The organism is Cupriavidus basilensis (assembly GCF_000876015.1).
Taxonomy (GTDB): Bacteria; Pseudomonadota; Gammaproteobacteria; order Burkholderiales; family Burkholderiaceae; genus Cupriavidus; species Cupriavidus basilensis_B.
In genome coordinates, this window is the sequence record NZ_BBQM01000012.1 from 460,589 (window position 1) to 478,030 (window position 17,442).

Sequence of the window (17,442 nt, forward strand, 5' to 3'; positions counted from 1 at the left end):
CGGCCGGCCCGGCGGCGCGCGCCTAGCCCCCGGCGCGCCGGTTGCGCCGGCTGACGCCGGCCGCGGTTTCCTCCAGGCGGTAGCCCTGCCCGTAGACCACCGAGAGGACCACGCCATTGCCCGGGTGCAGCGCCAGCGTGCGGCGCAGGCGCGAGACCAGGTTGGCCAGCGCGCGCGAGCCCGGCGGCAGCGCGTAGCCCCAGATCGCGTGCTCGATCTGCGCGTGCGGCATCACCCGCCCGGCGCCCGAGAACAGCAGCGCGGCGAGGTCGAACTCCTTGGGCGTGAGCGCCACGCGCTGGCCGCGGAAGGCGGCGCGGCGCGACAGGCAGTCCAGCGTGTAGGGCCCCATCGCGATGGCGGGGCCGGGGGCCGCCTCGCGCGCGCCGGTGCGGCGGCGCAGCGCGTGCAGCCGCGCCACCAGCTCGCGCGCGCGCAGCGGGCGGATCATGTAGTCGTCGGCGCCCGCCTGCAGGGTGTTGACGACCGAGTCCTCGTCGCGCCGGTCGGACAGCACCATCACCGGCAGCTCGCCGCTCCACGCCGCGCGCACCGCGCGCACGGCCTGCACCGCCGGCATGTCGGCCAGCTCGTGGTCGATCAGCAGGACGTCGTAGCGCGAGCGGTCGATGCGCTGGAACAGGTCTCGGCTGGCATGGTACGTGTGGCAGTGCATGCCGGCGCGGAGCAGGGAATCCGACAGGGCCTCGGCCTGAACCGAGCGGTCCGCTAGCAGTGCGATCTTCATGGGGGAATGTCCAACTGGCGTTTGGGCAAATGGCGGGCGGGCGCGCGCATCCGCCGCCCGGCCAGACGGGCAGCCATGCGCTGGACCGGGATGGGCTGGGCCTGTCCCGCAAGGCGATGCGGGCAGCATAGTCCGCGCCGGGCCGGATATTGATCGGAGCTGTCCGCAAGCCCAGGCAGAGCATTCCCAAAATACCCGGCGACTCATCCTGTGCGGCGGGCGCGCCAGCGGACGCGGGCGCGCCCGCCGCAGCGCGCATACATGATTTGTCCGAAAGCGCCGCCCGACGTTATCCACAGGATGTGTGGATAAGCGGGGCCCGCGCGGGGCGCGCGGCCAATGGGGGCGGAAGGATGCCGGCCTGCCTAAATTTTGGGCAGTCGCGCGGCGAGGCAGCGCGGGCGCGGCGGCACCCGCCGGGCGGCGGGTGCGGTGGTGGTGCCAGTGCCGGCCGGGGCGGCCGGCAGGGTCAGAACGCCGAGATCGGCCGTCCCGTCAGCGGGTAGTTGGGATCGTTGTAGCCGTGCGTGGAGGCGTGGCCCGGGCGCACCAGGCTGTCCACCAGTGCTTCTTCGTCGGCCGACAGCGCCACGCCCACGGCGCCGAAATAGTCCTCGAACTGCGCCAGCGTGCGCGGCCCGGCGATCACCGAGCTGACGATGGGGTTGGCCAGCACCCAGGCCGTGGCGAACTGCCCGAGCTGGAGCCCGCGGCCCTCGGCATGCTGCTTGAGCGTCTGCGCGATGACCAGCGATTCCTCGCGGAACTCGGTTTCCATCATGCGGCGGTCGGCGCGGCCCGCGCGCGAATCCTGCGGCGGCTGCTGGCCGGGCAGGTACTTGCCGGTGAGCACGCCGCGCGCGATCGGGCTGTAGGGCACCACGCCCAGGCCGAAGTGCTGGCAGGCGGCCAGGATCTCCACCTCCGGCATGCGGTTGAGCAGGTTGTAGTAGGGCTGGCAGACCACCGGGCGCGGCACGCCGAGCCGGTCGCACAGCGCCGCGATCTCGGCGATGCGCCAGCCGCGGAAGTTGGACACGCCCCAGTAGCGGATCTTGCCGGCGCGGATCAGGTCGCCCATCGCGCGCACCGGCTCTTCCAGGTTCTCGCCGGGGAAGTCGCGGTGCAGGTAGAGGATGTCGAGGTAGTCGGTGCCCAGGCGGCGCAGGCTTTCCTCGGACTCGCGCAGGATCCAGTTGCGCGAGTAGTGCGAGCGGTTGGGCGCGGCGTCCATCGGGTTGCCGAGCTTGCTGGCCAGCACCCAGTCGTGGCGGTCGCCGGCCAGCAGGCGGCCGACCATGCGCTCGGAGGCGCCCTTGCTGTAGACGTCGGCGGTGTCGATGAAGTTGACGCCATGCGCGCGCGCGCTGTCGACGATGCGGCCGGCTTCGGCCTCGTCGGTCTGGTCGGCGAACATCATGGTGCCCAGGCACAGGGCCGATACCTTCAGGTTGCTGGCGCCCAGGCGCCGGTATTCCATCTTGAACTCTGACATTGCGGTCTTCCTTGACGATGCGGTACTGCGGCGGAACGAAAAGCGCTACAGCTTAACGCTAGTCGCGAAATTCTGCCGGGCCTATGCCAGAATGGCGGGCATTGCGATCCGCCGCCGCCAGGCGCTCTCCGACGGCCATGCCGAGTCCTTCCCTGATTGCCGTGATCGTGCTGGCCTTCCATGCGCTCGGCGTGCTCGCGGCCCTGCATGCGGTGATGACGGTGCGCACGGCGCCCGGCGCCATCGCGTGGGCCGGCTCGCTGGTGATGATGCCGTACTTCACGCTGGTGCCTTACCTGATCCTGGGCAGCAGCAACTTCGCCGGCTACGTCAACGCGCGCCGCTTCAACAACGACCGCCTGCGCGAGGTCACGCACGACATGGACCCCGGCGAGCGCGCCGCGCGCGACGCCTGCGTGGTGCACTCGCCCGAGCAGGCCTGCCTGCGCGCCTTGCCGCGCCTGACCGGCATGCCGTGCCTGGCCAACAACGCGGTGCGCCTGCTGGTCGACGGCGAGGACACCTTCGCGGCGATCTTCGCGGCCATCGCCGCCGCGCGCCAGGTGGTGATCGTGCAGTTCTTCATCGTCCACGACGACGCGCTCGGCCGGCGCCTGCAGGACCTGCTGCGCGAGCGCGCCGCGGCCGGCGTGAAGGTCTATTTCCTCTACGACAGCATCGGCTCGCACGCGCTGCCCGGGCACTACGTCAAGCGGCTGCTGGCCGGCGGCGTGGAGGCGCGCGCGTTCGCCACGCGGCGCGGCTTCGTCAACCGCTTCCAGCTCAATTTCCGCAACCACCGCAAGCTGGTGATCGTCGACGGCGCCCGCGCGTTTACCGGCGGCCACAACGTCGGCAACGAATACCTGGGCCTGAAGCCGCCGCTGGCGCCGTGGCGCGACACCCATATCGAGATTCGCGGCAGCGCCGTGCTGGACCTGCAGATGGTGTTCGCCGAGGACTGGTACTGGGCCGCGCGCGAGGTGCCGCTGCTGCTGCCGCCGCCGGCCGCGGCCGCCGGCGGCATGACTTGCCAGGTGGTGCCGTCCGGGCCGGCCGACGCGCAGGAGACCTGCTCGCTGTTCTTCGTCGAGGCGATCCAGTCGGCGCGCTGGCGCCTGTGGATCACCAGTCCGTACTTCGTGCCCGACGAGGCCGTGTTCGCGGTGCTGCGGCTGGCCGTGCTGCGCGGCGTGGACGTGCGCATCCTGCTGCCGGCGCGCCCGGACCACCTGGTGGTGTTCGCCGCCTCCACGCTGTACGCCTACCAGGCCGTGTGCGCGGGCGTGAAGATCTACCGCTACCAGCCGGGCTTCCTGCACCAGAAGGTGATCCTGATCGACGACGAGGCCGCCGCGGTGGGCAGCGCCAACCTGGACAACCGCTCGTTCCGCCTGAACTTCGAGCTGATGGTGATGACCGCGGACCGAAGCTTCGCCGCCGGCGTGGCCGCCATGCTCGAGACGGATTTCGCCCAGGCGCGCCGCATCGGGCCCGACGAATACCTGGGCGGGTCGCGCCTGCGGCGCGTGGCCATGCACGTGGCCACGCTGTTCGCGCCGATCCTGTAGCGCCGCCGCAGCACCGTCGCGCGGCGAGCGGCGGGCGCTCAGAGGTCGCCCTGCGTCGCCTGCGAGGCCACGGCGGTAGGCCAGTCGCGGCGCATGATGATGTAGGTAAAGGAGGTCGACCAGCCGATCAGGATCAGGCCCACCAGCGGCTCGATGCTGGCGATCAGCCGCGTCGCGCCGATCGGCGCGATGTCGCCCAGGCTCTGCGTGGTGTAGGTCTCCAGCGAGAAGTAGATGTAGGTGATGGGCTGGACCGGCTGCGGCCCGCCCAGCCCGCCGAGGCCGAGCACGTGGCCGGCCACCCAGTAGCCCGCACCGAACACGATGGCTTCCAGGCAGTGGGCCACGATGATGCACAGGATCAGCACGCCCACGTTGACGCGCCCCGACCAGCGGTGCGGGCTCATCGCCGAGAGCAGCCGCAGGGCCTCGTAGTGGATGACGACCACCATCACCGTGAGCACGCTGGCGCAGAGCAGCGCCAGAAGATCGTGGGTGCTGAATTGCATCGGTCTGTCCTCGCGTTGCCAGTAGGCATAGTGACCGCCGCCGCGCCCGGTGCGTTCCGCCCGCGCGCGTATCCGTGCCGTCACGGACTGTCTGGAATGTAACGGCGGATCACGAGGATTGCCAGTACGCCGCATGGCGCGGCGCCGGACCGTGGCTAGTCGAACTCCACGTAGATCTCGCCGCGCGGGCCGTCATAGCCCAGGCGCGGCAGCTTGCCGTGCTCGCGGCTGGTGCGCGCCAGCGCGCGCAGCTCGGCCTGGCGGGCGGGCTCGCGCAGGTTGCGGCGCGCGCCGGTGCTGATCTCGGTCGGGCCGCACTGGGGGTTGCGGCAGCCGTACAGCACCCATTGCCCGTAACTGCCGCGGCGGATGCGGGTTTCTGCCGGCATGCCGCAGAGGGGGCAGGTATCTTGTTGTTTTGGGGTCATTGCGGGGGTTCCGCGCGCCGGGCGCATTGGCTCGATGGCATGGAATCCTGAGTCTGCGCAGTTCGGCGCCGCATTGCTTCCCCCCTGGCGAGGGGGGTGGTTTCGGGTGCGCGCCGCGCGCAGGACGCCGCCGGACGGGAAGGGCGGTCCGGGAAGATGCGGACGAGGCGACGCATGGGACCCGCCGGCCCCGGCGTGCGGCTTCAGCCGGCGCGGTAGCTGTCCAGGCGGTTGTAGAGCGTCTTGAGGCTGATGCCGAGCGAGCGCGCCGCCTGGCGCTTGTCGCCCTCGTGGCGGGCCAGCGTGGCGAGGATGATCTCGCGCTGGGCGTCGGCCAGCGAGGTGCCGATGCGCACGTTGACCACGCCGTCCAGCGTGGACGGGCGCGGCGGCTGGCTGGCGATGTTCGGGTTGGCGATGTCGATCACGCGGTCGGCCAGGATGAAGGCCCGGTACACCGTGTTCTTGAGCTCGCGCACGTTGCCGGGCCAGCCGTAATGGCGCAGGCGCTCCACCGCGGTGGCGGAGAAGGTCTTGTCGGTGCCTTCGATGGCGTTGAACTCGGCCAGGAAGTGCCGGGCCAGCAGGGCGATGTCCTCGCCGCGCTCGCGCAGCGGCGGGATGTGCAGCGGGAACACGGCCAGCCGGTAGAGCAGGTCCTCGCGCAGCCGGCCATCGCGCACGGCTTCGACGGGATCGCGGTTGGTGGCGGCGAGGATGCGCACGTCGCACGCGATCTGGGTGTCGCCGCCGACACGGTGGAAGGTGCGGGTCTCCAGCACGCGCAGCAGCTTGATCTGCATGTCGGGTGCCATTTCCGTGACTTCGTCAAGGAACAGCGTGCCGCCGCGCGCCTGCTCGAAATAACCGGCCTTCTGCTGCACGGCGCCGGTGAAGCCGCCTTTCTCGTGGCCGAACAGCTCGGACTCGATCAGCGCGGCCGGGATCGCGCCGCAGTTGACCGCCACGAACGGGCCGCCGCGGCGCGCGCCGCGCTCGTGCACGGCGCGCGCCACCAGTTCCTTGCCGGTGCCGCTTTCGCCCACCGCCAGCATGGTCACTTCGGTGGCGGCCACGCGTTCGATCTGGGCCAGCAGGCGCCGCATGACCGGCGACGCGCTCTGCCACAGCAGCGCCGCCGGCCCCGGGACCGCGACGCGCGGCCCGCCGTCCACCGGCGGTGCCGGGGCGCGGTCGGGGACGGGGGCGGCGGAGGCGGCGGAAGTGTCGGGCTGGCTGCTTGGCATCGGCGGGGGCAGGGCGGCAATCTGGCCCAATGCTATCGCTTGCGGAAGCCCGAGGCCACCCTTTTGCGGCCAAAGTGCGAACTTGTTCGTCAAGGCGTGGCGTTGTCAGACAGACACCGGCATCGCCGCCCGCCGCCCCCGCATAGAATGATTCATACCCCGCTTTTCCCCCTTGGCGCCGTGACCTGCTCCGGCCCGGCAGCCGCCGTGCCGGCGGCGCCTCCCGGCGGCAGCCGCGCGCTGGCCGATGGCTCCCCTACGGACGATATGCCCCACATCCTGATCGTCGACGACGACGAAAACACCTGTGCCGCGCTGTCGGAAATCGTGGCGGCCGAGGGCTTCACCTCCGCCACCGCCGGCGACCTGCGCGAAGCCTGCCTGCAGGTCGGCTGGCAGATGCCCGACGCGGTGCTGGCCGACCTCAAGCTGCCCGACGGCAGCGGCATGGACCTGTTCGGCGAAGTCGGCACCGCCGGCGTGGAAGTGATCCTGATGACCGGCTACGCCAGCGTGGAGTCCGCCGTGGACGCGCTGCGCCTGGGCGCCACCGACTACCTCGTCAAGCCGATCAACGTCACGCGCCTGCGCACCATCCTCAAGCGCATCGCCACCACCGGCGACCTCAAGGCGGAGATCCACTCGCTGCGCGGCGAGCTGCGCCGCTATGGCCGCTTCGGCCGGCTGCTGGGCAGCTCGGAGGCGATGCAGGTGGTCTACGACCAGTTGAGCCGGGTCGCGCCGACCGAGGCCACCGTGCTGCTGGTCGGCGAAAGCGGCACCGGCAAGGAACTCGCCGCGCAGACCCTGCACGAACTCTCGGCGCGCCGGCGCCAGCCGTTCCTCGCGGTCAACTGCGGCGCGATCTCGCCCACGCTGATCGAGTCCGAGATGTTCGGCCACGAGCGCGGCAGCTTCACCGGCGCCGAGCGCCAGCACAAGGGCTATTTCGAGCGCGCCAACGGCGGCACGCTGTTCCTCGACGAAATCACCGAGATGCCGGTGGAACTGCAGGTCAAGCTGCTGCGCGTGCTGGAGTCCGGCGCGTTCATGCGGGTCGGCACCCACCGCGAGCTGCATGCCGACGTGCGCGTGGTGGCCGCCACCAACCGCAATCCCGAGGAAGCGGTGGCCGAAGGCAAGCTGCGCGCCGACCTCTACCACCGCCTCAACGTGTTCCCGGTCGAGCTGCCGCCGCTGCGCGCGCGCGGCGACGACGTGGTGCAGATCGCCAACACGCTGCTCGCGCAGATGAACGGCGAGCACGGCACGCAGCGCCGCTTCGCGCCCGAGCTGCTCGACAGCCTGCTGCTGCATGCGTGGCCCGGCAACGTGCGCGAGCTGCGCAACTTCGTGCAGCGCGCCTACATCATGGCCGACCACGACCTGATCGCCGACGCCCACGTGCCGCTGCAGATGGCGGCCACCACCTCGTCGGCCACGGCGATGGTGTCGGTGCCGGTCGGCATGTCGCTGGCCGAGGCGGACCGCCAGCTGATCTTCGCCACGCTGGAGCAATGCGCGGGCGTGAAGAAGCATGCCGCCGAGATCCTCGGCATCAGCCTCAAGACCCTCTACAACCGGCTGGAAGAATACGCCGCGCGCGGCGAGCTGCCCGAATCGCTGCGCGCCAACGGCAGCGGTGCGGTGCCGCCGGGCTAGTGCTGCTGCGGTAATGCGGACGCAGGCGGCATGCTTATTGCGTGATGGCAAGGGGGCGGGCATGCAGCCCGGAAATATCGATGTCGCAACCGCATTCTCCTTCCGACGGCGCCCGGGGCAACGACGGCGATGCGCCCGCGCACACGCACGCGCCCGGCGAGGTCAGCAGCAGCGCCGAGGTGGCCGGCCTGATTGGACAGGTCGCGCACGACCTGCGCTCCGCGCTCAACGGCGTGCAGAGCTGGGCCTACGTGCTCGACCACACACTGGACACGCCGCCGGCCAGTGCGCGGCGGGCGCTGGCCGGCATCCGCACCGGCATGCAGCAGCAGGTCGCGCTGATCGAGCACATGGAAGAAGCCGTGGCGCTGCTGGCCGATGAAAGCGCGCCGCAGTGGCAGCGCACCGACCTGGACGCGGCGCTGCGCGCGGCCATCGAGGCGGTGCGCCCGTTCGCGCAGACGCGCGGCGTGGACTTGCCCGATCCGCCCGGGGCAGCGCCCGCATCCGCGTCGGCATCCGCGCCGGTGGCCATCGACGCCGACCCGCGCCGCCTGCCGCCGCTGCTGCGGCACCTGCTGATCCACTGCGTCCGCCACGCGCGCACCGGCGACGCCGTCGAGGCCGCGCTCCATGCCGGAGCGGACCACGTCACGCTGCGCATCACCGAGAGCCGCCTGTCCAGCGAAACCCGCCGGCACGAGCGCATTGCCGTGCTGTCGGATTTCTTCCTGCGGCGCCCGCTGCCCGAAGGCGGCGCGGCGCGCGCGCGCCAGGGCACCGCGCTGATGCTGGTGCGGCGGCTGGTGGAAACCCACGGCGCGCGCATCGAGGCCGAAGGGGCGGGCGGCGGCCCGGACACCGGTTCCGTGTGTATCGCCGTGTGCTTTCCGGTGCAGGCGCCGCGCGCCTGAGCGGGCGCCGCGACCCCGTAGTTTTTACCGGCCGCGGCATAAACTGCACGGCGCCGCGCGGGCGCATACCGGCCGTTCAACATCCCGCTCGCCGCAGGCGGGCGCGGGGAGGAAACCGAGGCGTCTACCGTGCCCCGATCTCTTTCACGCCGACGGCCGTCCGCCCAGGCTCCCGCCGCCATCGACGGCAATGACCTGCCCGGTCACGTAGCCCGCCGCCGGCGACAGCAGGAACGCGATCACCGACGCCACCTCTTCCGGCTGGCCGATCCGTCCCATCGGGATGGAGGCCAGCATGCGCCGCTCCTCCTCGCTGCCGGGCTGGCTTTTCTGCCGGAACAGCGCGGTCTCGGTCGGCCCGGGCGAGACCGCGTTCGAGGTGACGTTGAAGCGGGCGAACTCCAGCGCCCACGTGCGCGTGCATCCGACCAGCGCGCTCTTGGCCGCGGAATAGGCGGTCCTGTCCGCCGCGCCGCGGATGGCGCGGCTGCAGACGTTGACGATGCGCCCGCCGTTTGCCTCGAGCAGCGACGGCAGGCAAGCCTGCGTGACCTGGACGGCGGCGCGCAGGTTGGTGTCGAGCACCGTGGCCAGGCTGGAGAAGTCGAGCGTGGCCAGGCTCTGGGGCAGGGCGATGCCGGCGTTGTTGACCACGCCGGTGATGAAATGCCTGCGGTTGACGGCCGCCAGGACTTCCGCCGTGGCGGCGAGATCGGCAAGGTCGCAGGACCAGAAATCGCCGGGGAAATCCTTCGGCCGGGTGCGCGCGAGTCCGACGACTTGCTGTCCGCCGGCCGCCAGCATGTGGCTGAGGGCCAGGCCGATTCCCTTGGATGCGCCGGTGACGAGTATGGCTCGGGGGCGGGTTGTCATCGTGGTGCTTCCTCTTTTGGCAGGTTGGCGCGCTGGATGGCTTCTCCCCATTCGACCCGGCGCTTTCTCAGGTAGTTGTCCATGTCGGCGCCGTTCGCGCAGAGCGCGTCGGTGCCGCGGGTTTCCAGGACGTCGCGGAATTCCTTGTTCTTGCAGATGTCGAGCAGCGCGGCCTCCAGTCTGGCCATGACCGGCTTCGGCGTTCCCCTGGGCGCCGCGAGGCCGACCCACGAATCGGCGTCGATCGAATGGAAGCCGAGTTCCTTGAGGGTCGGGACCTCCGGGGTGTGCGGCCAGCGCGCGGGGCTCGCCGAGGCAAGCAGGCGCATCTTGCCGTCCTTCAGGTAGGGCACGATGTCCGGCGGGTTGCTGACGATCACCGCGACCTGGCCGCTGAGCAGGGCGTTCGATACCTCGGGCGCGGACTTGTAGGCAACGACCTCGAAGTGCGTGCCGAAGCGGTGGTTCATGTCGGCCAGGATCAGCGTGTTGAGCGCGGAGGACGAACCCATGAACACCCCGGGCCCGCTCTTGGCGGCCGCGATCAGTTGATCCATGGTCTTGTACGGCGACTTGCCCTGCACGGCGACGCCGTAGCGCGGCATCGCGAACGCGCCGGCATAGGCGAAGTCGTCGATCGTGAAGTTCACCGCCATCAGGTGCGGCAGCACGGCCATCGACGATCCGGTGACGATCGTCAGGTTGTACCCGTCGGGCGCCTGGCGCCTGGCCAGGTCCAGGGCCAGCGCGCCCTGCGCGCCGGGACGGTTCATGATGACGACGGGCTGGCCGAGCGCCGTCTCGAGGCGCTGGGCGAAAGCGCGCGCGAGCAGGTCGATGTAGCCGCCGGCGCCATACATGACGGTCAGCGTCACGGGGCGGGCCGGCCACGCCTGCTGCGCCATCGCCGGCGCGGTCATCGACATCAGGATCGCTGCGAGGGCAGCCAGAAATCGCTTGCGGTTCATCCGGGGTTGTCTCCATGTCCCCGCCTGTGTGAAACGGCGGTGTCTGTGTTTGTTGTTGGCGAGGTCTGCACCGTGGGCAAAACGGTGTCGCGTGGAGTATAGAGGCCGACCCTGTTTGGATCAATAAGATTATCAATAATAATATCTTATGGTTTGGAGCCGAGATCGCAGCCCCGGGGCGGGCAGCTTCGGGGGCAACGGGACGCATCGGTCCACGGCCGGTCCCGCCATGCGGCGCCGGCGGAAAGGCGGGATGGCAGGAAGACAGTTCTTATCCGCGCAGGCGAGGGGTCCGCCGTTCCTGCGCGGACCGCGCCCGCTGCGGCGGAGGCGGCGGCAGGTCGCCCGGCGGCGGGTCGCTGACCGGTGCCGGCGGGTCGGGGTCCGGCACCTCGGGCGGCGGGATCTCCGGCGCCGGCGGCGCCGGATCGGGTTCGGGCGTGATGTGGAGGCGCTGTGCCGTCATCGTTCTCTCCAGGTTCGTCGGCGGGGCCGCGCTCAGGCGGCCTCGTCCAGTTCTTCGAGGATCTTCGCCAGCGCTTCCAGGTCGACCGGCTTGACCAGATGGCGGTCGAAACCGGCCGCGCTGGTGCGCCGCAGGTCCGCCGGCTGGCTGTAGCCGGTCAGCGCCACCAGGCGCACGCGCCGCAGTTCGGGGATGGCGCGCAGCCGCCGCGCGATCTCGAAGCCGTCCATCGCCGGCATGCCGAGGTCCAGCAGGATCACGTCGGGCTGTGCCTTGACCGCGCGCACGATGGCGGCGGGGCCGTCGATGGCCGTCACCACGGTATGGCCCATCGCTTCGAGCGTGAGGGCCATCGCCTCGAGCGCGTCGATGTTGTCGTCCACCACCATCACCGTGCGCGGCGTGCCGGGCCGGGGGCGCGGCCGGCCGGCTTCCGGCTGCCAGCTCTGCCAGGGCTGGGCCGGCAGCGTGACCACGAAGGTGCAGCCCAGCGCGGCGCCGGCGCTCTGCGCATGCACCTCGCCGCCGTGCAGCTTGACCAGCTTCTGCACCAGCGACAGGCCGATGCCCATGCCTTCCTGGCCGCCCGCCGCGGCGGGCTTGTCGCCGTGATGCGCGGTGGCGGGGTCGAAGATGTCCAGCAGGGCCTGCGGCGAGAGGCCGGGGCCGTTGTCCCGCACCTTGATGGTGAGCAGCTTGCCGTCGCTGGCGACTTCGATCGCCAGCTGGCCGCCGGGCTGGGTGTAGCGCGCGGCGTTGTGCAGCAGGTTGCTGAAGATCTGCGTCAGCCGCACCAGGTCGCCGCGCACCGGCATCGGCCCTTCGGGCACGCTCAGGCGCAGCGTGTGGCCGCGCGAATCGATCAGCGGGCGCACGGCTTCCACCGCGGTGCCGAGCGCGGTGCGCAGCTCCACCACGTCGTCGCGCAGCACGATGCGGCCCTGCGTGAAGCGCGAGATGTCGAGCAGGTCGTCCACCAGCCGCGTGAGGTGGTGCAACTGGCGGGCGATGATGTCGCGCGCCTTGAAGGTGTCCTCGCGCGTCGGCGCGCAGCGCATCAGCAGGTCGGCCGCGCTGCGCATCGGCGCGAGCGGGTTGCGCAGCTCGTGGGCGAGCATGGCGAGGAAATCGTCCTTGCGCCGGTCTTCTTCCAGCAGCATGCGCTCGGCGCGCTTTTGCCGCGTGATGTCCTGGTAGATGCCGGCCACGCGGTAGAACCTGCCGGCCGCGTCGGAGACCGGAAACGCGCGCGCGCGCACCTCGCGGGTCTCGCCGTCGCCGCGCACGAGCTGGAACTCGGCGTCCATGTGGCCGCTTGCCATCATCGTGTCGAGCGCGGCGGCCATGCGCGCGCGCTCGGCGGGCGCCACCCAGTCCAGCCAGCGGCCGGGATTGTGCCTGAACTCGTCGAGCGGCCGGTCCCACAACCGGGTGAAGGCGGGGCTGACGAACAGGAACTCGCCGCCGGCGGGATCGAGTATCCACAGCACGTCGGACAGGTTCTCGGCAAGCTGGCGCAGCAGTTCCTCGCTCTCGCGCAGCGCCTGCGAGGTGTGGCGCGCGGATTCCTCGGCGCGGCGCATGCGCAGCAGCGCGTTGATGCTGGAGACCAGCTCCTCGGCTTCCACCGGCTCGATCAGGAAGCTGTCCGCGCCGCCGTCGAGCGCCTGCACGCGGTGGCGCGACTCGGTCAGCGCGGCCGAGGTCTGCAGCACCAGCGTGCCGGCGGTGCCGGGGTCGCTCTTGATCAGGCGGCACACTTCGAGGCCGTCGATGTCGGGCAGCTTGACGTCGAGCAGCACCAGGTCCGGCGCGTGCTGGCGCACCAGCGACAGCGCGGCGTGCCCGCTGGCCGCCTCCAGCACGGCGAAGCCCGCGCGCTGCAGGATGCGGCCCTTGATGTAGCGCGGCCCGTCGCTGTCGTCGACGTTGAGGATCAGCGGCCGCGCGGCGGCGTGGGGGCGTGATGATGTGTTCATGGCGTGTTCATGGCGAACTCAGCGATAGCGGGCATCGGATGGCGCGGCCGGACCGTCCCGTTCTGCCGGCAACGGGTCCGTCTCGTTTGTAAGAACTACCGGGAAGCCCGGACCGCGACCGGTAGCTTCTGCATGCGGCGTGGGCGCCACGGTTTCCCCCTCGGATGCCGGTCCCGGCGATGGCCGCCGGCCTGCAACGGTTTGCGGCGGCGGGCGCGGCCGGGCCGGTTTTTCCAGCGGCGCGGCGCGCGGCCCGCACCGGGGACGAGGGGCAAGAGCCGTGCCCGTGGGCGGGACCGTGGCCGCGGCGCAGTCCCGCGCGGGCGGGCCGCGCATCGTCCCGGTCCGGCAACGGACGGGCGCCGGCATGCTTGCCGCGGCGTGCGGGAAAGTGAAACCGGCCAGACTTCCGGCCCGTTCCGCGCCGTGCTGCCAGACCGCCGGACGCCGGTGCCGGCCGCGGCTCTCCAGCGATGGGAGCGCGCTCGTGCTACCTTAGCGGGCTGGATGCTGCCAAAGCGCGCCGCCTTGCCCTGCCAGGCCAGCACCGGCGCCAATACCGACTGACATGAATGACACAGAAATCGAGCTGATCGGCTCGGCCCGCTTGCCGACACGTTTCGGCAAATTCACCGCCACCGCCTTCAAGGGCGCGGTCTCGGGCATCGAACACCTGGCGCTGAGCGTGGGCGACATCGCCGGCGAAGCCGTGCTGACGCGCCTGCACTCCGAGTGCCTGACCGGCGACGTGTTCGGCTCCTGCCGCTGCGACTGCGGCGAGCAGTTGGAGCTCGCCATGAAGAAGATCGCCGAGGAAGGGCGCGGCATCCTGCTGTACCTGCGCGGCCAGGAAGGGCGCGGCATCGGCCTGGGCCACAAGATCCGCGCCTACGCGCTGCAGGACCAGGGGCTGGACACGGTGGACGCCAACCTGGCGCTGGGCCAGGAAATCGACGCCCGCAACTACGCCTTCGCCGCCGACCTGCTGCACCAGTGGGGCGTGAAGTCGATCCGGCTGATGAGCAACAACCCCAAGAAGAAGCAGGCGCTGGAAGCCGCCGGCATCACGGTGGTGGAGCAGATGCGCCATGTCATCCCGTCCAACGCCGAGAACGAAAAATACCTCGCCACCAAGCGCGTGCGGATGGGGCATCTGCTGGACTGAGCGCGCCGCCGCGCCACGGCCGGCGCGATGCGTAAAAGCCACGAAAGGCGCACAAAACTGGCCGGCATGTCCGGCTCTCCAGATACACTCGTGTCTCGACGCCATCATCAGCCGGTTTTGAACATGCTTGCCCAGATTCAACGCAGTTGCGGTGAAAGTGCGGTGCGCCTGCGCCGGGTGCTTGCCAGGGAAGTCCACCTCGACGTGCGCCAGCCGGCGCAGATCAAGCGCATCCGCCTGCTGGGCTGGCTGGCCTTCATCGGCTTCCCGGTGTTCTACGCGGTGTGGACGTTCGGCTTCCCCCAGCCCTACGAAAGCCTGGTGCTGCGGCTGGTGGCCATGCTCATGTGCCTGCCGCTGCTGGTCACGCGCGACCTGCGCGAGCGCAAGTGGCTGCCGGCGTATTTCCTGTTCACGCTGACCTACTGCCTGTCGTTCTTCTTCGTCTATCTGTACCTGATGAATCACGGCAACCTGGTGTGGTCGCAATCGCTGGTGATCGCCGTGATCATCCTGTTCAACTTCAGCGGCTGGGTGGGCGGCGCGGCCTCGCTGGTGGTGGGCACGGCGGCGGCGTGGCTGGTCTATACCTACGTGACGCCGCCGCCGGCCGGGCTGCTGGAGGTCAACTGGCCGGTGGAGCTGCCCATCATCGGCTTCACCATCTGCACGATCGCCGTGCTGAAGATCGACCAGCGCATCCTGATCCAGGAAAAGCTCGACGGCATGGCCATCGCGCTGGGCACGGTGGCCCACGAGCTGCGCACGCCCATCCGCAGCATCGGCTCGACGGCGCTGGGCATGGGCCGCTACCTGCCGGGCCTGATCCGCTTCTATGAAGAGAACGAGACGCCCGAGAACTCGCTCAACCTGCCGCGCGCGCACTTCGGCCTGATGAAGGACGCGCTGCCGCGCATCCAGCTGGAGGTGGAGCGCATGAACCACGGCATCGACGTGCTGCTGGTCAACGCGCGCGGCGGCGCCGACCGCGAGCCTGGCGAGCCGTTTCCGCTCGGCGCGGCCGTGCGCGAAGCGCTGGCGCGCTACCCGTTCGAGGCCGGGCAGCGGGAGCGGGTTCATGCCGATCTCGACGACGATTTCCTGGTGCGGGCCGAGCAGAAGCTGCTGGTGATGGTGCTGTTCAACCTCATCAAGAACGCGCTGCACGCGCTGGCCCGCGCCGGGCACGGCGAGATCCGCCTGCGCCTGGAGCGCGGCCCCCGGCGCAACCGGCTGGTGTTCCGCGACACCGGCACCGGCATTCCCGAGCGCGAGCTGGGGGCGATCTTCAGGCGCTTCCACACCTATCCGCGCAACGAGGGCACCGGCATCGGGCTGGCCTTCTGCAAGGAAACCATCGAGGCGTGGGGCGGGCGCATCCACTGCGATTCGGTCGAGCACGAGTACACCGAGTTCGTGCTGGAGTTCCCGCCGGCCACGCCGCGGCGCGAGGCCGCGGCGGCGGAGTGACCCGCGCGGTCAGACCACGCGATCAGGCCGCGCTGTCCGCCACTTCCAGCACGCCGCCGTCCACGGGCTGCCGCGGCGCGGCCTGGCGCGCCACCGGCGCGCGCTGCCGGCGCTGGCTGGAGCGCCAGCTGGCCAGGCCCACTTCGTCGCGGATCTCCGCGCACACCTGGATCAGCCGGTCGGTTTCCACGGCGGTCAGGCAGGCGTTCATGGTCAGCCGCATCAGCGCGCGGTCGCGCGCCGTGGCCGGCGCGCAGAACACCGCGCCGAAGATGCCGCGCGACTGCAGCGCGTCGCGCAGCACCAGCGTCTGCTCCTCGGTGCCCGACTCCAGCGCGATGATCTGCTCCGACCCCGCCGACACGTTGTAGCCAAGCCTGGCCAGCGCGCCGCGCACGTAGGCGGAAATGGCGTGCAGGCGGGCGCGGCGGGCGTCGGCCCTGGCGATGAAATCCGCCGCGGCGTCGAACCAGGCCAGCTCGTGATGCAGCAGCCCCGAACTGAAGATCGCGGGGCGCGACTCCGCGGCAAAGTAGCCCTTGAACGAGGCCGGGCACGTGACCAGCCCGGCGCGCCCGCCAAAGGCCTTGGCCAGGCTGGCGGTCTGGAAATGGACGCGGCCCGACAGCCCCAGCGCGGCCACCAGGCCGGCACCGCCGGGGCCGTGCGTGCCGAGCGAGTGGGATTCGTCGACCACGATCACGCTGCCGGTGCGCTCCGCCACCTCGACGAAATCGGCTAGCGGGCACAGGCTGCCGTTGGTGCTGTAGACCGAGTCCACCACCAGCACGCCGGGGCCTTCCTTGCGGATCTGGCGCTCGGCGTGCTCGGCGTCGTTGTGCATGAACGGCACCGCGCGCGCGCGCGCCGCGTGGGCGCCTTCCCACAGCGACATATGCGCGAGCATGTCGAGATAGACCGGCGTGCGCTCGCTGGCGATGCTCTGCAGCAGGCCCACGTTGGCGGCCCAGCCCGACTGGCACAGGATGCTGGCCTCGGCGCCGGCGAAGGCGGCCAGCTTGTGCTCGAGCCGGCTGGTCGGGTTGTCGCCGTACTGGAACACGGCCGACATCAGCAGCTCGCTGCCCGGTCCGCGCATGGCGGCGGTCTGGGCCATGACCAGCTCCTGCTCGCCCAGCAGGCTCAGATAGTCGTTGCTGGAAAAATGCACCGCGTCGGGTCCCGGCTGGCGGCCGTGCAGCAGGTGGCTGCCGCCCCAGCGCTTCTGCACCCGCTCGACCTCGTGCCCCGCCACGCGCGAGGTGATGAAGTCGGGCCATGCCGCGGCCGAAGGTGCCGGTGTGGCCGCCGCCTGACCCGCTGCACGACCCCGTTCCAGACAACCCGTATCCATTCTGTTCATTACATTCCCCTTGGAATCACTCCGACGAAAATGCCGGCCGAGGCGACAGGGTTGCCAGGCGGCCGGCGAACGTCGCCGCAGCGCGAGCGCGGTCCGCATCCATTGTTTGCAACGTATGGGATGGAGGGAACGGACCGCCCGAGACTGATCGCGTGTTGCGCCGACAAGCTATTCTGCCGTGTGGACGGGGAATTCTCCCGCCCGCTTGTCAGCACTTGTGACGCCGGGATCGCAGGGAAGTGGCTGTAAAGCCACAGAATGATGCGCGCAGGCGCCTCGATGCCGCCGACGCCGGTGCCAGCGGCGTTTCGGCGCAGCGCGCCGCCGCCATGACGGCGGCGCCTTCAGGCCATCGCGCGCGCACGGCATCGACCGCCAGCGCCGCGCCGCTGGCCTTGCCGCGCCCGCCATTCATGCCGGCAGGAACAAGCCGGCCGGCGCGCTGTAGGCGTGCGCCGACAGCGTTTCCGGGGGCCACCCTACAGCGGGGGCTGCCCGGCTTCCATATCTTGAAGAGGTGGCGCGGGGCGGCATGCATCGGTGTTCCGGTGTCCCGCCGCGGGCCAGCGTGACCGGTATGTCGT

Annotated in this window: 14 protein-coding genes; 5 read left to right on the forward strand and 9 right to left on the reverse strand. The window is 70.7% G+C overall.

Annotated elements, in window-relative coordinates; genetic code table 11:
- Positions 1-22: 22 nt before the first annotated feature.
- On the reverse strand, positions 23-748 hold the full coding sequence (locus KF708C_RS09845; RefSeq protein ID WP_059411623.1) for a response regulator transcription factor: 726 nt from the start codon (positions 746-748) through the stop codon (positions 23-25).
- 469 nt (positions 749-1,217) lie between these two features.
- A complete protein-coding gene (locus tag KF708C_RS09850; protein WP_059411624.1) occupies positions 1,218-2,243 on the reverse strand; it encodes an aldo/keto reductase in 1,026 nt (341 codons plus the stop codon).
- Positions 2,244-2,380: 137 nt separating this feature from the next.
- On the opposite strand from KF708C_RS09850, the gene cls reads away from it, so the two are divergent.
- On the forward strand, positions 2,381-3,814 hold the full coding sequence (cls, locus tag KF708C_RS09855) for a cardiolipin synthase (RefSeq protein ID WP_059411625.1): 1,434 nt from the start codon (positions 2,381-2,383) through the stop codon (positions 3,812-3,814).
- Positions 3,815-3,852: 38 nt separating this feature from the next.
- On the opposite strand, the gene KF708C_RS09860 is transcribed toward cls, so the two are convergent.
- From KF708C_RS09860 to KF708C_RS09870, 3 genes are all read right to left on the reverse strand, one after another.
- Positions 3,853-4,323, reverse strand: coding sequence for an ion channel (locus KF708C_RS09860; protein WP_059411626.1), 471 nt, complete (start codon positions 4,321-4,323; stop codon positions 3,853-3,855).
- A 155-nt stretch (positions 4,324-4,478) separates the two neighbouring features.
- A complete protein-coding gene (locus KF708C_RS09865) occupies positions 4,479-4,751 on the reverse strand; it encodes a hypothetical protein (RefSeq protein WP_059411627.1) in 273 nt (90 codons plus the stop codon).
- Positions 4,752-4,954: 203 nt separating this feature from the next.
- Entirely contained in the window at positions 4,955-5,998 is a 1,044-nt protein-coding gene (locus KF708C_RS09870; protein WP_059411870.1) for a sigma-54 interaction domain-containing protein, read from the reverse strand.
- Between the two features lie 267 nt (positions 5,999-6,265).
- Between KF708C_RS09870 and KF708C_RS09875 the strand changes: the two genes are divergently transcribed.
- Positions 6,266-7,660, forward strand: coding sequence for a sigma-54-dependent transcriptional regulator (locus KF708C_RS09875; RefSeq protein ID WP_059411628.1), 1,395 nt, complete (start codon positions 6,266-6,268; stop codon positions 7,658-7,660).
- Between the two features lie 80 nt (positions 7,661-7,740).
- Positions 7,741-8,574: a HAMP domain-containing histidine kinase gene (locus KF708C_RS09880; RefSeq protein WP_059411629.1), complete on the forward strand. Its 834-nt coding sequence runs from the start codon at positions 7,741-7,743 to the stop codon at positions 8,572-8,574.
- Between the two features lie 144 nt (positions 8,575-8,718).
- Here the strand turns inward: KF708C_RS09880 and KF708C_RS09885 are convergent, their stop codons facing one another.
- The 3 genes from KF708C_RS09885 to KF708C_RS09900 form a co-directional block, all read right to left on the reverse strand.
- Positions 8,719-9,447 carry an SDR family oxidoreductase gene (locus KF708C_RS09885; protein WP_059411630.1) on the reverse strand — a complete coding sequence of 243 codons (729 nt, stop codon included), beginning with the start codon at positions 9,445-9,447 and terminating at the stop codon, positions 8,719-8,721.
- On the reverse strand, positions 9,444-10,415 hold the full coding sequence (locus KF708C_RS09890) for a Bug family tripartite tricarboxylate transporter substrate binding protein (protein ID WP_059411631.1): 972 nt from the start codon (positions 10,413-10,415) through the stop codon (positions 9,444-9,446). Before KF708C_RS09890 ends, KF708C_RS09885 begins: the two co-directional genes overlap by 4 nt.
- Before the next feature lie 498 nt (positions 10,416-10,913).
- On the reverse strand, positions 10,914-12,860 hold the full coding sequence (locus KF708C_RS09900; protein ID WP_059411633.1) for a hybrid sensor histidine kinase/response regulator: 1,947 nt from the start codon (positions 12,858-12,860) through the stop codon (positions 10,914-10,916).
- Between the two features lie 568 nt (positions 12,861-13,428).
- On the opposite strand from KF708C_RS09900, the gene ribA reads away from it, so the two are divergent.
- Together ribA and KF708C_RS09910 are read left to right on the forward strand one after the other, a co-directional pair.
- Positions 13,429-14,025, forward strand: coding sequence for a GTP cyclohydrolase II (gene ribA, locus KF708C_RS09905; RefSeq protein WP_059411634.1), 597 nt, complete (start codon positions 13,429-13,431; stop codon positions 14,023-14,025).
- A gap of 123 nt (positions 14,026-14,148) precedes the next feature.
- A complete protein-coding gene (locus KF708C_RS09910) occupies positions 14,149-15,495 on the forward strand; it encodes a sensor histidine kinase (protein WP_156173770.1) in 1,347 nt (448 codons plus the stop codon).
- 22 nt (positions 15,496-15,517) lie between these two features.
- Here the strand turns inward: KF708C_RS09910 and cqsA are convergent, their stop codons facing one another.
- The gene (cqsA, locus tag KF708C_RS09915; RefSeq protein WP_231586423.1) at positions 15,518-16,858 is read right to left on the reverse strand and encodes an alpha-hydroxyketone-type quorum-sensing autoinducer synthase; all 1,341 of its coding nucleotides are present in this window, start codon (positions 16,856-16,858) and stop codon (positions 15,518-15,520) included.
- Between the last annotated feature and the right edge of the window lie 584 nt (positions 16,859-17,442).

Coding starts and splice junctions, on each gene's coding strand:
- KF708C_RS09845 (WP_059411623.1), bottom strand. CDS start 748: ATGAAGATCGCACTGCTAGCGGACCGCTCGGTTCAGGCCGAGGCCCTG.
- KF708C_RS09850 (WP_059411624.1), bottom strand. CDS start 2,243: ATGTCAGAGTTCAAGATGGAATACCGGCGCCTGGGCGCCAGCAACCTG.
- KF708C_RS09870 (WP_059411870.1), bottom strand. CDS start 5,998: ATGCCAAGCAGCCAGCCCGACACTTCCGCCGCCTCCGCCGCCCCCGTC.
- KF708C_RS09880 (WP_059411629.1), top strand. CDS start 7,741: ATGTCGCAACCGCATTCTCCTTCCGACGGCGCCCGGGGCAACGACGGC.
- KF708C_RS09860 (WP_059411626.1), bottom strand. CDS start 4,323: ATGCAATTCAGCACCCACGATCTTCTGGCGCTGCTCTGCGCCAGCGTG.
- ribA (WP_059411634.1), top strand. CDS start 13,429: ATGAATGACACAGAAATCGAGCTGATCGGCTCGGCCCGCTTGCCGACA.
- KF708C_RS09875 (WP_059411628.1), top strand. CDS start 6,266: ATGCCCCACATCCTGATCGTCGACGACGACGAAAACACCTGTGCCGCG.
- cqsA (WP_231586423.1), bottom strand. CDS start 16,858: ATGAACAGAATGGATACGGGTTGTCTGGAACGGGGTCGTGCAGCGGGT.
- KF708C_RS09885 (WP_059411630.1), bottom strand. CDS start 9,447: ATGACAACCCGCCCCCGAGCCATACTCGTCACCGGCGCATCCAAGGGA.
- KF708C_RS09900 (WP_059411633.1), bottom strand. CDS start 12,860: ATGAACACATCATCACGCCCCCACGCCGCCGCGCGGCCGCTGATCCTC.
- KF708C_RS09910 (WP_156173770.1), top strand. CDS start 14,149: ATGCTTGCCCAGATTCAACGCAGTTGCGGTGAAAGTGCGGTGCGCCTG.
- KF708C_RS09865 (WP_059411627.1), bottom strand. CDS start 4,751: ATGACCCCAAAACAACAAGATACCTGCCCCCTCTGCGGCATGCCGGCA.
- KF708C_RS09890 (WP_059411631.1), bottom strand. CDS start 10,415: ATGAACCGCAAGCGATTTCTGGCTGCCCTCGCAGCGATCCTGATGTCG.
- cls (WP_059411625.1), top strand. CDS start 2,381: ATGCCGAGTCCTTCCCTGATTGCCGTGATCGTGCTGGCCTTCCATGCG.